Below are 13,725 nucleotides of genomic sequence, written 5' to 3'. Positions count from 1 at the left end.
GTTCAACCATGACCAAAAACGAATATCAAACTGACATCCATGAATTGATCCAAAAAAGACCCCCACCAACCAAAAAATGGTCGACAGAGAAAAAAATTGGCATTTGACAAGTGCACGCTGTTGAGTTCTCAAAGATCGGACGCACCAACCAGCAACGAATCCCACGACCCGCGCCCCAGCTGGGCAACTTCACCATCTTATCCCACCGAAGCCATCCGTCAGACCGACCGGGCGCTTCGAGTGAGAGACCCATCGTCCAGCACGCGGAGCGTCTTGGAGGTGATGGGGTGGTTCGCTACTTGAGGGGAGCCAGACCCTGAGGCCTTTCGCTCTACCCTTTGGGGCGAACAAGAAGACTCTACCCCGCGATGGCGCTTTCGTCCAAATCGACGCCCTGCGCGACTGCGTGGCCGGCGCGGAGGCTCGGCGGAACGTCCCGATCACGTCGCGATCGAATCTGCCCCGAACGCAGATCAGCCCTGCACGAGGCAGGGCTGATCTGGTGAAGATGGCGGTGACGGTGGGATTTGAACCCACGGTAGGGGGTTACCCTACACAACTTTTCGAGAGTTGCACCTTCGGCCGCTCGGACACGTCACCGCCGACAAGCTTACGACACGTCGGCGGATGCTGCGAATCGAGCCTTCGCGCGGCCTCAGCCCAGCTCGATCGCGCCGCGGATGACGTCCACCACGCGCTCCGGCTCGTCGATCCCGACCGCGAACACGTAGGTCGCGGTGAACCCGACGCCCGCCAACGACTCGGCGATACCCGCGAGATCCGCCGCGGTCGACTCCGGCGTGATCGCAACCATCGCGGTCTTCTCGATGTCGTCGTAGTCGCGTCCGACGGCGTCGCAGTGTCCGCGGAGCACGTCGAGCTTGTGCGTCGGCAGCTCGTCGCGCACGCCCAGGTTGCAGGCATCCGCGTACTGGGCCACGAGCCGCAGGGTCTTCTTCTCGCCCCCGCCGCCGATCATCAGATACGGATGCGGCCGGCTGATGCTCTGCGGCGAGTTCAGCGTGCGCTCGAGCTGCCAGATGGCGCCGTCGTAGGGCTCCTCCGAGTCCGACCACATCTGCAGGCAGATCTGCAGCGTCTCCTCGAGCTCGCGGAAGCGCTGCGCCACGGGCGGGAACGGCAGGCCGAGCCCGCGGCACTCCTCCTCGTTCCACGCGGCGCCGATGCCGAGGCCCACGCGACCGCCTGACAGCACGTCGAGCGTCGTGACCTGCTTGGCCAGCAGCGACGGATGCCGGTAGATCACACCGGTGACCAGCGCATGCAGCATCGCCTTCTCGGTGTGCGCCGCGATGAACCCGAGCGTCGCGTAGGCCTCGAGCATCTCGTGCTCCACCGGACCGAGACCGGGCAGCTGCCAGAAGTGGTCCATGACCGTGATGCGACGGATCCCGGCGTCCTCGGCATTGCGCACATGCCGGGCGAGCGCCGGGCCGAGCTGAGCGGCGCCGCTGCGCCAGGTGAAGTCAGCGATGTGGATTCCGAAGTCCATCGGCATCTCCCGTGTCCGACGACCGGACCGGCCGCACCGTCAGGTTAGTGGCCGCGCTGGCGCCCGAGGGCCGCGGACGGGCGATCCGCTCCGACATGTCAGCCGGGCTCGCACAGGGCCGGGTCTCCCGAAAGTCGTCTGCAGAGGGCCGGTCGACCTGTCGAGAACGGATGCGGCGGCCTCGGGGTGACCGCGCGGGTCTAACGTGGGGACCGTGACCGACGAGCACCACACCCAGGCGCCGGCATCCGTCACGGGCCGCATGGCCACAACTCAGAGGTACGTGCTCTGGATCGCGGTGCTCGCGTCGTTCGTGGCCTTCCTCGACGGCACGATCGTGAATGTCGCCCTGCCGGCGATCAGCGACGAGCTCGGTGGCGGCATCACCACGCAGCAGTGGGTGGTCGACGCCTACCTCATCACGCTCGGCGCGCTCATCCTCGTCGCAGGATCGGTGAGCGACGCGTACGGGCGCGTGCTGGTGCTGCGGATCGGGCTCATCGGATTCGGAGTCGCCTCCCTGGCGATCGCCGCCGCCCCGACGGCGGAGTTCCTCATCGTCGCGCGCGGGTTTCAGGGGGCGGCCGGTGCGTTCCTCGTGCCGAGCTCGCTGGCGCTGATCACATCGAACTTCACAGGCTCCGCCCAGAGCCGTGCCATCGGCATCTGGACGGCGATGACGACCTCGGCGATGATCGTCGGCCCGCTGATCGGCGGCATCCTGGTCGACTTCGTGTCGTGGCGCTGGGCGTTCCTCATCAATGTCGTGCCGATCGGCGTCACGCTCATGATGCTGGCGCGCGGCGGCTTCCACGACACCCGGCATCCCGATTCGTCCATCGACTGGATCGGCGCGGCCCTGTGCACCTTCGGTCTCGGCGGCATGGTCTACGCCCTCATCGAGCAGCCCGACCGGGGCTGGGGGTCCCCCGCGATCTGGGTGCCGCTCGTCCTCGGCGCGGTGCTGTTCCTCGCGTTCGTGCTGCGCCAGCGCACGGTGCGGCATCCGATCCTCCCGCTCGACCTGTTCCGCGTGCGCAACTTCTGGACCGGCAACGTCGCGACCACGTTCATCTATGGGGCGCTGGCGCTGAACGGACTCGTCGTGGTGGTGTACCTGCAGGAGGGCGCCGGCCTCTCCGCCACTCTCGCGGGGCTGGCGAGCCTTCCCATGACGATCCTGATGATCCTCTTCAGCTCGCGGGTCGGGGCGCTCAGCGGGAGGTGGGGTCCGCGGTTCTTCATGACCGTCGGCCCGATCACGATGGGGATCGGCGCGCTGCTCCTGCTCACCGTCGGCACGGACTTCTCGTACTGGTGGCAGGTGCTGCCGAGCATGATCGTGATGGGAGCGGGCCTCGCGCTCACGGTCGCACCGCTCACCTCGGCGATCCTCGGCGCGATCGAGCCCGAACGCTCGGGCATCGCCTCTGCGGTGAACAACGCGGTCGCGCGCGTCGCGGGGCTCATCGCCATCGCCCTGCTCGCCACCATCGTCGGCGGCGCGCTCGACCTCGACGGCTTCCACCGGTCGGCCATCGTCACGGCGGTGCTCATGATCGCCGGCGGGATCACATCGTTCTTCGGGATCCGCAATCCCGAGCGCTCACCCGACGAGGCATAGACCCGGCGATCCACGCTGGCCTGAGGCACTGGCACACTGCAAGACTGGCCGCATGGCCGTCATCGAGAACTCGAAAGTCACCATCGTCGGAGCCGGCAGCGTCGGCTCGAGCGCCGCATATGCCGCGCTCATCCGCGGTTCCGCCCGCCACGTCGCCCTCTACGACATCGCCACGCAGAAGGTCGAGGCCGAGGTGCTCGACCTCGCACACGGCACGCAGTTCACGGGCACGAGCGACATCATCGGCGGCAGCGATCTGTCGGTGGTCGAGGGCTCGCACGTCGTCGTGATCACAGCGGGCGCCAAGCAGAACCCGGGCCAGACGCGCATCGAGCTCGCCGGCGTGAACGCCGGGATCATGAAGACGATGATGCCGCAGCTCTTGAGCGTCGCGCCCGACGCCGTCTACGTCATCGTCACGAACCCCTGCGACGTGCTCACGGTCCTCGCGCAGGAGGAGACCGGTCTGCCGCCCGAGCGCATCTTCGCGTCGGGCACCGTGCTCGACACGTCGCGTCTGCGGTGGAAGCTCGCCGAGCGCGCGGGAGTCTCGACTTCGAGCGTGCACGCCTACATCGTCGGCGAGCACGGCGACACCGAGTTCCCGCTGTGGTCGAAGGCGACGATCGGCACCGTCCCGATCCTCGAGTGGGTCACGCCCGCGGGCGACCGCATGTCCGTCGAAGAGCTCGACCAGATCGCCATCGACGTGCGCGACGCCGCCTACAAGGTGATCCAGGGCAAGGGGGCGACGAACTACGCGATCGGCCTGTCGAGCGCGCGCATCATCGAGGCGATCCTGAACGACGAGCGCGCGGTCATGCCGGTCTCGCCGGTGCTGCGCGACTTCCACGGCGTCGACGGCGTGGCGCTGTCGGTGCCCTCCGTCGTGAGCGCGGCCGGTGCCGTGCCGATCCGTGAGACGCAGTTCGACCACCAGGAGCTCGAACTGTTCCACGCCTCCGCCGACGCACTGAAGCAGGTGGCAGACTCGCTGCGCGGCTGAGCTCTCACTCGGTCGCGGAGGGCGACCGCCGCCCGCGGGCGGAACCGTGCTCCCGTGAGGAGTCCGATGTCCGCCCGCGAGCCGTCGCGAGGAGACTGGCCATGACGGCTGCCCCCAGTGACAGGATCACGAACAGGAGCGGCCACACGTCCGACGGCTCGGTCACGAGACTCCGTGGCTCTCGGCGCGGGCGGTGGTGGCCCGAGCATGCGCCGTGATGGGGATCGGCGCGAGCACGATCGGGCCGTGTGCGCGCCGGCGCCACCAGAGGTAAGCGCCACCGATCGCGAGGCTGAGGCCGATCGTGATGAGCGCGCTCCACTGCAGCAGCGGCGAGTCGCCCTCGAGGTCGTAGATCTCGGGCCGCGGCCACACGAGGTTCACGATCATCGCGATCTGGAACGCGACGGCGACGGCGTTCACCACGACACCCCAGCGGTCGAGGGTGAACAACGGCTTGCCGTCCTCGTCGACGCCCGAGGGCAGACCTCCGCTACGGCGCTGACGGATGCGGGCGACCAGCAGCGGTGCGGTCACGCCGAGATACGCGATGTAGATCATCGCGATTCCGATGCTCGAGAGCGCCGTGAACAGCGCGGGCTGGCCGAAGTTCACGGCGAGCGCGATGGCGGCGCCCACCCCCACCACCACCGATGCCGTGATCGGCGTGCCGGTGCGCGGCGAGACCCGACCGATCGCGCGGTGGAACGGCAGGGCGCGCTCGCGCGACATCGAGAACATCATGCGCGCTCCGGCGGTCTGCACGGCGAGGGTGCACGCGAACACCGCGACCGCGACGGTGCACAGCATGAGGCGTCCGCCCGTGTCGCCGAGGACGGCGGTGATGACGTACGAGAGTCCGTAGGTCGCGAGGTTGCCGTCGGTGAGGCTGGGAGCGGCGAGCAGTGCGCCGACGATGAGCAGCGCGCCGCCGAGGCCCGAGAACACCAGCGCGCGCAGGATCGTCCGGGGCGTGGTGCGGCGCGGATTGTGGGTCTCTTCGGCCAGCTCGCTCGCCGAGTCGAAGCCGACCAGCACGTACGCGGCCATGAGCGACGACGCGAGCCACGCGAACAGGTACGGCCCGGTGCCGACGCGTCCCTCGGTGGTGAGGAGGATCGACGGGTCGCGCTGCGGCAGCAGGAACAGGATCGCGATGAGCACGATCGCGCCGATGATCTCGACGACGACACCGAACGACGTGATCCGCGCCATGAGCCGCACGCTGAGGATGTTCACCGTGGTGGTCGCGGTGAGCATGATGAGGCCGAGCACGATGGCGTTCGCTGCACCGGTCGGAGACGCGATCGATGGATCGGCGCCCGAGCCGCCGACGATCTGGAAGCCGTCCCAGATCGCCGGGAGCACCGCCTGCACGGCGATCGCCGCGACGGCGACGGTGATGATCTGGCCGATCACCATCGTCCAGCCCGCCATCCAGCCGAAGACGGTGCCGGCCAGGCGGCTGGACCAGTGGAAGATCGCACCCGAGATCGGCCACCGCGCCGAGAGCTGAGCGAAGTTGAGGGCGACCATCAGCTGACCGAGGAACACGGCGGGCCAGGTCCAGAAGAAGGCGGCCCCCCCGAGCCCGAAGCCGAGCGCGAAGAGCTGGAAGACGGTCGTGAGGATCGAGACGAACGAGAAGCCGGCAGCGAAAGACGAGAACGAGCCCACCCCGCGGTGGAGCTCCTGCGTGTAACCGTGGTCGGTGTCGGCACCGGAGTCGTGCAGCGAGGATCGGCGAGCGGTCAATGCCATGGCGGGCCCTTTCGGAGGTGGCGTGCTGATACGGCCGGACAGGCGATGGAGCCCGATACCTGTCAATCGATAGTTATCGTTTGCATCGAGTGTGAAGGCCCGCGATTCCACACCGATTGCCGCCCCGTTTCAGGCGTGTAACAGTGTTCCGGCCGCGGCCGGACGCGCGCCGCGGAGCCCTCGGAACGGGCTCAGCGACCGGTGGCGGCGGCGATCGCGGCGTCGTCGAGGCCGCACAGCCGCAGGCAGGCGTCGGCGATGCGGACGGCGTCGATCATCTCGCCGTCGCGACGCAGCGGGATCACGATCTCGACGAGATGGATGATCGCGGCGCCCAGTTCGGCGAGCGTCCAGGTGGCGCGAAGCGCGTCGGTCGCCGCATCCATCGCGAATGCGCCGTAGGCGTCACGCAGCTCGCGCCGCGACGCACGGAAGCCGTCGAAACGGTCGCGGTTCGCCTCGGGCAGCAGATAGAGCGTGCCGATGTTGTGCGGTGCGGCGGCCAGAGTCTCGACGTCGCGGACGGCCAGCGTGTGCAGCGCGGCAGCGGAGGCGAGCGACGGATCCTCGCGCAGCGTCTTCGCGAACTCGACGCTGGGACGCACGGTGCGCTCGAGCAGTTCGACGAGGATGTCGTCCTTGCCGGCGAAGTGATAGTAGAGGGACGCCTGACGGATGCCTATCCTCTCGGCGATCGCACGGGTCGTGGTGGCGGCGAACCCGTTCTCGACGAACAGCGCGGCGGCGGCATCGAGGATCTCGTCGCGAGGTGCCAGTTGGGTGGAGCCGGCGGTGGCCCGGGGCCGGCCCACGCGGGCTCGGGGCGTCGTGCTCATACCGGCATCCTCGCACGATCGCGCGAGGATGCCCGTCGAGCGGATCACGCCCTGGCGAGGTGGGCGCGCCAGCCGCCGAGTGCCGAGACATCGGTGGCACCCTCGAGCGCAGCGGGCGTGGCGAGGAAGCCGGCGACCCTCGTGCCGTCGTGGAGCAGCACCGAGCCGATCGCGAGCGGCGGGGGCACGGCATCCACCACCGCCGCGAATCCGGCCGCGGGAAGGTCCCACACCTCGCCCACGATCGACGTGCCGCCCGCGCCGATGTGCACGAGGCCGGGCTTCGCGGGCGTGGTGGCCAGCGCGTGGAACGCGTACTCGGCGGCGGTGGACGCTGCGCCGATCAGGCGGCCGCCGGCGGCGACGAGCTGACTGTTGAGCGGCTGGCCACTGAGGTGCGCGCCCACCACGAACAGGCGCCGCGGCGCCGCCGCGATGCGCTGCGCGATCTGCGCGAGCACGCGATCGGTGAATGCGGGTCCGGTCAGCATGATGCCGAACGGCAGGCCGTCGACGACGCCGGCGGGGACCGCGAGCGAGGCCATGTCGAGCAGGTTCGCGAAGTTCGTGAAGCGCCCCATGCGCGAGTTCGCGCCCACCGGATCAGCCGCGACCTCGGCGAGCGTCGGGTGCCAGGTCGTCGTCGGGGTGAGCAGCGCGACGCAGCCGTCGAGCGCCTCTGCCCCGCGCAGGCGCAGCGCGTCGAGCCGCTCGAAGTCGTCGAACAGCTCGTGCGCCGCCGGCGCCGCGCCGGCGAGGATGATGCCCGCGACCGTCTCGTCGAGGTCCGCGCCGATCAGCTCGCGGTGAGCCGCGATGTGCGCGCCGACGGCGCTGTACCGCTCGGCGACGAACGCGCCGTCGTACAGCAGCCGCGCCGCATCCAGCAGCGCCGAGATGTCGCGCTCGACGACCTCGAACCCCGCGGACCGCGCCACCTCTGTGGCGGCGACGAAGGCTTCACGCCAGCCGTCCGCGAGGCCCTCGAGCTGGGTCGGCAGCGGCACGGCGAGCCGTGCGCGCGCGGGCAGCGCCGCGTACGCAGCATCCGTCCTCGCCAGCGGATCCCGCCCGTCGACACCGGTCATCATCTCGACCGCCGACCTCGCGAGGTCGAGGTCGCGGGCGAACACCGTCACCACGTCCTGCGTGCGGCACGCGGGCACGACGCCGGTCGTGGGCACCAGCCCCTTGGTCGGCTTGACGCCGACGATGCCGTTGAGCGCCGCCGGGACGCGGCCCGAGCCGGCGGTGTCGGTGCCGAGCGCGAGGTCGACGATGCCGAGGGCTACCGCGACGCCCGAGCCCGACGACGAGCCGCCGGAGATGCGCGTCGGATCCCATGCGTTGCGCACGGCTCCGAACGGTGAGCGCGTGCCGACGAGTCCCGTCGCGAACTGGTCCAGGTTCGCCTTGCCGACCACGATCGCACCCGCGGCGCGGAGGCGGGCGACCGCGGTCGCGTCGACGACGGGTTCGTATGCGAAGGATGCCGCTCCCGCCGTCGTCTGGAGTCCGGCGACGTCGATGTTGTCCTTGACCGCGACGGTGAGGCCGGCCAGCGGCAGGTCGTCACCGGCCGCGACGCGCGCGTCGACGTCGGCGGCTTCCGCGACCAGATCGGCCGCGGGCCGCAGCGAGATCCAGATCTCGGGTCGGTCGACCTCGGCGATCCGGGCGAGGGAGCGCTCGACGGCGGCGCGGGCGGTCGGCTGGCGGCGGGTCATGCGTGTGCTCCGATCGCGGCGAGGATCTGACCCGGGACGACCTGCTCTCCGGGTGAGGCGTACAGCTCGAGCACTCGGCCCGCGCGCGGAGCGACGACCTTGGACTCCATCTTCATGGCCTCGACCGACAGGATCGGATCGCCCGCGGCGACCGCACTGCCGACGTCGACCGACAGCTGCCACACCGTCGAGGCGAACGGCGCGTACACCGGCTCGGCACCGTCGGGGATCGTGATCTCGGCGGGAGCCGGCGGTGCGGGCGGCTCGTCCGAGCGCTCGAACTCGCCCGCGAGGCGCCAGCGCTCCCGCTCCTCGGCGAACGCCGCGCTCTGGCGATCGCGGAACTGCGAGATCGAGGCGGCGTTGTCGTCGAGGAACCGCGAGTACTCGGCGATCGAGAAGCTGCCGTCGACGGTCTCGTACTCGCCGCGGCCGGCGTCGGTCTCGGCGCGCAGCTCGAGCAGCTCCTCGGCCGAGACCGGGTACCACTCGATGCGGTCGAAGAAGCGCAGCGCCCACGGGTTCTCCTGGAACAGCCCGCCGCGGCGGAAGCGGTTCCAGATCTGCACGGTGCGGCCGACGAACTGGTAGCCGCCCGGGCCCTCCATGCCGTAGATGCACATGTACGCGCCGCCGATGCCGACGGAGTTCTCGGCGGTCCAGGTGCGGGCGGGGTTGTACTTGGTCGTGACGAGCCGGTGGCGCGGGTCGAGGGGGGTCGCCACCGGGGCGCCGAGGTACACGTCGCCGAGTCCCAGCACGAGATAGCTCGCGTCGAACACGGTGCGGAACACGTCGTCGACCGAGTCGAGGCCGTTGATGCGGCGGATGAACTCGATGTTCCACGGGGTCCACGGGGCGTCGTTGCGGACGCCGTTCATGTACCGCTCGATCGCCAGCCGCGTCGCGGGATCGTCCCAGCTGAGTGGCAGGCGCACCGTGCGCGAGGGCACGACGAGCTCGCTCGTGGGCGGCACCTCGGCCTCCAGCTCCTGCAGGAGCGCCGCCATCTTGGACGCGGGCAGGACGTCCGGGTCGGTGTGGACCTGGAGGGAACGGATGCCGGGGGTGACGTCGACGATGCCCTTCGGGGCGTGCGCGGCCAGCGTCTCCTGCAGAGCGTGGATGCGCATGCGCAGCGCGAGGTCGAGCTGCATCGGGCCGTACTCCACGAGCACGTTGGAGTCGCCGTCGCGGCGATAGGTGACGCTCGGACCCGTCTCGGTCTCCGCGCGGCGCGCGTATACGCCGTCATCGCCGTCGCCGCCCGCAGTGAGGAGCGTCGGGGCGGCGCGCCGCGTGATGAGCGACGGCGCCTCGGCCTCGAGGACCGGCACGAACCGCACGCGGTCGCCGGGGCGCAGCTGTCCCACCTTCCAGAGCTCGCCGCTCGCCACCACGGCCGGGCACACGAATCCGCCCAGCGACGGGCCGTCGGGCCCGAGGATGATCGGGGTGTCACCGGTGAAGTCGATCGCGCCCACGGCATACGGGGTGTCGTGGATGTTCGACGGATGCAGCCCCGCCTCTCCCCCGTCGGGCCGGGCCCAGCGCGGCTTCGGCCCGATGAGCCGCACGCCGGTGCGCGCCGAGTTCAGGTGCACCTCGTAGTCGGTGGCGTAGAACGCATCGAGGTCGTCGCGGGTGAAGAACTCGGGCGCGGCGTGCGGACCCTCGGTCACACCGATGGTCCACGCGTCGGTGAGCGCCGGGCGGCGGTCGGCCGGGGTCTCGTCGCCGAGCTCGGCGTCGACCACCGGCGCCTCGACGCCGCCCAGGCGCAGCACGTCGCCGGCCAGGAGCGCCCGGCCGCCGTGGCCACCGAAGCCGCCGAGCGTGAAGGTCGACGCGCTGCCGAGGTAGGCCGGCACGTCGAGACCGCCGCGCAGGGCGACGTAGGTCCGAAGCCCCGGGCCGCTCGCGGGCCCGATCGCCAGCGTCGCACCGGCAGGCACACGCACCGGCTCCCACAGCGGCACGCGCTCGCCGTCCACCGTGACCGCGGCGGGAGCGCCGGTGACGGCGACGACCGCGGCGTGCGAGAACCGCAGGGTCGGCCCGGTGAGCGTGATCTCGAGCGCGGGTGCGCCTTCGGGGTTGCCGACGGCGAGGTTCGCCTCGGAGAACGACACGCGGTCGAACGGGCCGCTCGGCGGAACGCCGATCTGCCAGTACCCGACGCGACCGGGAAGGTCCTGCACGGTGGTCATCGCACCGGGCGCGATGACGTCGATGCGCGGATCGGGATCCTCGGTGACGTCGAGGGTGGAGGTGCTGTGGGTCGCGTCGACGAGCGCGGGTGTCTCGGCGAGCGCGCGCAGCATCCCGAGGTTCGTGACGATGCCGTCGACGCGGCTGGCGTCGAGCGCATGGCCGAGCAGCTCGAGCGCCGCGGGCCGGTCGCCGGCGTGCGCGATCACCTTCGCGAGCATGGGGTCGTACGACGCCGTGACCTCGGTGCCGTCCTCGACCCAGCCGTCGATCCGCACCCCGGCGATCGCCTCCGCACCCTGGCCGGGGAACGCGGCACGCGTCACGAGACCCGTCGAGGGCAGCGAGCTCTTGCCCGGGTCCTCGGCGTACACGCGCGCTTCGACGGCGACTCCCCGCGGCATCCATTCCCGCGTGAACACGTCTTCGGCAAGCCCCGATGCACCGTCGCGGGCGAGGGTGAGCATCATCGCGACCAGGTCGACCCCGAACACCTCCTCGGTGACGGGATGCTCGACCTGCAGGCGCGTGTTCACCTCGAGGAACGACGCCTCCTCACGCACCGGGTCGTACACGAACTCGACGGTGCCGGCACTCCGATAGGAGACGGATGCTGCGAGCTCACGCGCCGATCGGTGCAGCAGGTCGCGCACGTGGGCGGGCAGGGCGGGCGCGGGCGCCTCTTCGATGACCTTCTGGTTGCGGCGCTGGAGCGAGCAGTCGCGGTCGCCGAACACCGCGACGCGGCCCTCGCCGTCGCCGAACAGCTGCACCTCGACGTGACGGGCGGGGCGCACGAAGCGCTCGAGGAAGATGCCCGTAGACCCGAAGTTCGCCGCGGCGAGCGCCGCGACCCGGGCGAAGGCGTCGCGCACCTCGGTGGCGCTGAAGCACGCCTGCATGCCGATGCCACCACCACCGCCGGTGGCCTTCACCATGACGGGGTAGCCGATCGCGTCGGCGGCCGCGACGGCCTCGTCGGCGTCGGCGAGCAGGCCCGTGCCGTGGAGCATGGGCACCCCCGCGCGCTGCGCGAGCTCACGGGCCGTGTGCTTCTCGCCGAACGCGGCGATGTGGTCTGCCGAAGGCCCGACGAACCCGATGCCCGCCCCCTCGACGGCCGCCGCGAACGCGAGGTTCTCGGACAGGAACCCGTAGCCGGGGTGGATGAGCCCGGCGCCGGCGTTGAGCGCCGCCTCGAGCACGGCGTCGGCGCGGAGGTACGACTCCTTGGGCGCGGCCGGGCCGAGGCGCACCGCCTCGTCGGCCTCGCGCACGTGCGGCGCGGCGCGATCGGCGTCGGAGTACACGGCGACGGTGCGCATGCCGAGGTCGCGGGCCGAGCGGATGACGCGCCGCGCGATCTCGCCGCGGTTGGCGATCAGGACGGTGTCGCGCGAGAGAGCGGTCATCGGGAGGCCTCCTCGGTGCCGGCCGCCTCGCGCGGCTCGACCGTGATCACGCGCAGCGGCGTGGGGTTGAAGTCGTTGCAGGGGTTGTTCATCTGCGGGCAGTTCGACACGATCACGAGAACGTCGCGCTCGGCGCGCAGCGCAACGCGTTTGCCGGGGGCGCTCATGCCGTCGACGATGCCGAGGCTGCCGTCGGCCTCGACGGGGACGTTCATGAACCAGTTGATGTTCGAGACGAGGTCGCGCGCGCCGAGCCCGTGCACCGCCGCCTCGGTGAGGAAGTTCTCGCGGCACGCGTGCTGGAACGCGACGTGGTGCCCGTAGCGCAGCGTGTTGGACTCCTTGGAGCACGCTCCCCCGATGGTGTCCTGACGGTCGATCTCGTTCACCACGACGGTCATGAGCGGCAGCGACTCGTTCGAGAGCAGCACCGACCCCTCGCGCAGGTAGGCGTTGCCCTGCGCGACGAGGGTGTCGGGCGCGCTGTAGCGGTGCGCCGTGTCGTGGGCGTCGTACACGAGGAAGTCCGCTGACTGGTTGCCGCCGACGTCGACGATGGTGAGCACATTGCCGGCGGCGACGACGGCCGACCACGACGCGTTGGACACGATGCGCTCGTCCGCGACGACGCGGCCGGGGACGGCACTCGAACTCCAGTCCAGCAGCGAGTCGGGAGCGGCGACGGCGCCGACGGGCACCGCGCTTTCGAAGGGGGTTGCGACGAGGGTCATGCGCGGGCCTCCGCGTAGTCGAGGGTGTTCAGGTAGGCACGGCGCGACTCGGGCGAGGCGTCGAATCGCGGGCTGCCGGGCAGCGTCGGCGAGCCGCGCCACGCGTGCACGCGCAGCGGGCCGCTGCGGTAGCCGGGCGCCGGATCGGCGGGATGCATGACGTTCGCTATGAGCACGATGAGCGGCAGTTCGGCCACGAGCGTGACCGAGGTGCCGGGTCCGGCTGACCCGAGCCACTCGATCGCACCGTCCGGTCCGACCCTCACGCCCTGGAAGAACGAGATGCTCGGCGGCAGGTCGCGCGGGGCGAGGCCGTGCTTCGCGGCCGCCTTGAGGAACAGCGCACGGCCTGACGGCGCCGGGCCCTCCGGACGTGCATCGCCGAACCGCGCCAGGTTCGCAGCATCCGTCGACGTTCCGAACAGTGCGTCATGCCGCCCCGAGGTGTCGGCGACGATCGTGGCGAGCGCACGGCCGTCGCCTGAGAGCAGGGGATGCCCCGCCCCGAGGTAGGCCTGCCACGGGATCTTGACGGTGTCGGCGACGTTCAGGCGTTCCCACGGCTCGTCGGCATTGAACAGCAGCACGTGCGCGTTGGCGTCGCCGGCCGGGTCGTCAAGACGCAGGTGGGTGCCCCGGGCGATCACGCGGTGGGTGTAGCCGCCAGGTGCGACCGTCTCGGCCCACGTGAGCGTGGCCGGGTCGACGCCGGCGGGGACATAGGGAGAGGAGGATGCCGGCAGGTAGGGCATGAAGTCGCTGGTCAGGCCGGTCTGCGCGCGGGCATCGGCGCGGGCGTTGCCGACGGTGTCGGTGACGTGGAGTGTGGTCATTCCCGGGGCTCCTACCTATATCTGTCGAACGACAGGTATTCGAAGTATGGGGCGGCCCGGTGTCGGCGCGA

At 70.6% G+C, this 13,725-nt stretch carries 9 protein-coding genes and 1 tRNA gene; 2 read left to right on the top strand and 8 right to left on the bottom strand.

Annotated elements, in window-relative coordinates; genetic code table 11:
• Positions 1-509 precede the first annotated feature (509 nt).
• Both J2Y46_RS20520 and J2Y46_RS20515 read right to left on the bottom strand, forming a co-directional pair.
• Positions 510-600, bottom strand: a tRNA-Ser gene (locus tag J2Y46_RS20520).
• A gap of 55 nt (positions 601-655) precedes the next feature.
• Positions 656-1,513: an LLM class F420-dependent oxidoreductase gene (locus tag J2Y46_RS20515; protein WP_045296472.1), complete on the bottom strand. Its 858-nt coding sequence runs from the start codon at positions 1,511-1,513 to the stop codon at positions 656-658.
• A gap of 262 nt (positions 1,514-1,775) precedes the next feature.
• On the opposite strand from J2Y46_RS20515, the gene J2Y46_RS20510 reads away from it, so the two are divergent.
• Complete coding sequence (locus J2Y46_RS20510) at positions 1,776-3,137, top strand: MFS transporter (protein ID WP_045296478.1); 1,362 nt, start codon at positions 1,776-1,778, stop codon at positions 3,135-3,137.
• Positions 3,138-3,189: 52 nt separating this feature from the next.
• Positions 3,190-4,143: an L-lactate dehydrogenase gene (locus J2Y46_RS20505; RefSeq protein WP_045296471.1), complete on the top strand. Its 954-nt coding sequence runs from the start codon at positions 3,190-3,192 to the stop codon at positions 4,141-4,143.
• Positions 4,144-4,305: 162 nt separating this feature from the next.
• On the opposite strand, the gene J2Y46_RS20500 is transcribed toward J2Y46_RS20505, so the two are convergent.
• The 6 genes from J2Y46_RS20500 to J2Y46_RS20475 all read right to left on the bottom strand — a co-directional run bounded on the left by J2Y46_RS20500 (position 4,306) and on the right by J2Y46_RS20475 (position 13,654).
• A complete protein-coding gene (locus J2Y46_RS20500) occupies positions 4,306-5,904 on the bottom strand; it encodes an amino acid permease (RefSeq protein WP_310244980.1) in 1,599 nt (532 codons plus the stop codon).
• Positions 5,905-6,095: 191 nt separating this feature from the next.
• Complete coding sequence (locus J2Y46_RS20495) at positions 6,096-6,740, bottom strand: TetR/AcrR family transcriptional regulator (protein WP_045296469.1); 645 nt, start codon at positions 6,738-6,740, stop codon at positions 6,096-6,098.
• Positions 6,741-6,784: 44 nt separating this feature from the next.
• On the bottom strand, positions 6,785-8,467 hold the full coding sequence (locus tag J2Y46_RS20490; RefSeq protein WP_310244978.1) for an allophanate hydrolase: 1,683 nt from the start codon (positions 8,465-8,467) through the stop codon (positions 6,785-6,787).
• Positions 8,464-12,090 (bottom strand): urea carboxylase, encoded by a 3,627-nt coding sequence (uca, locus tag J2Y46_RS20485; RefSeq protein WP_310244976.1) that lies wholly within the window; start codon positions 12,088-12,090, stop codon positions 8,464-8,466. The genes J2Y46_RS20490 and uca overlap by 4 nt, the downstream gene beginning before the upstream one ends.
• A complete protein-coding gene (locus J2Y46_RS20480; protein ID WP_045296464.1) occupies positions 12,087-12,821 on the bottom strand; it encodes an urea amidolyase associated protein UAAP2 in 735 nt (244 codons plus the stop codon). The genes uca and J2Y46_RS20480 overlap by 4 nt, the downstream gene beginning before the upstream one ends.
• Complete coding sequence (locus J2Y46_RS20475) at positions 12,818-13,654, bottom strand: urea amidolyase associated protein UAAP1 (protein WP_045296463.1); 837 nt, start codon at positions 13,652-13,654, stop codon at positions 12,818-12,820. The genes J2Y46_RS20480 and J2Y46_RS20475 overlap by 4 nt, the downstream gene beginning before the upstream one ends.
• Positions 13,655-13,725 lie beyond the last annotated feature (71 nt).

It is taken from the genome of Microbacterium sp. BE35 (genome assembly GCF_031457705.1).
In the GTDB taxonomy this organism is placed as follows: domain Bacteria; phylum Actinomycetota; class Actinomycetes; order Actinomycetales; family Microbacteriaceae; genus Microbacterium; species Microbacterium trichothecenolyticum.
The sequence above is the reverse complement of the archived record's forward strand: the minus strand, read 5'-3'. Positions and strand labels throughout refer to the sequence as shown.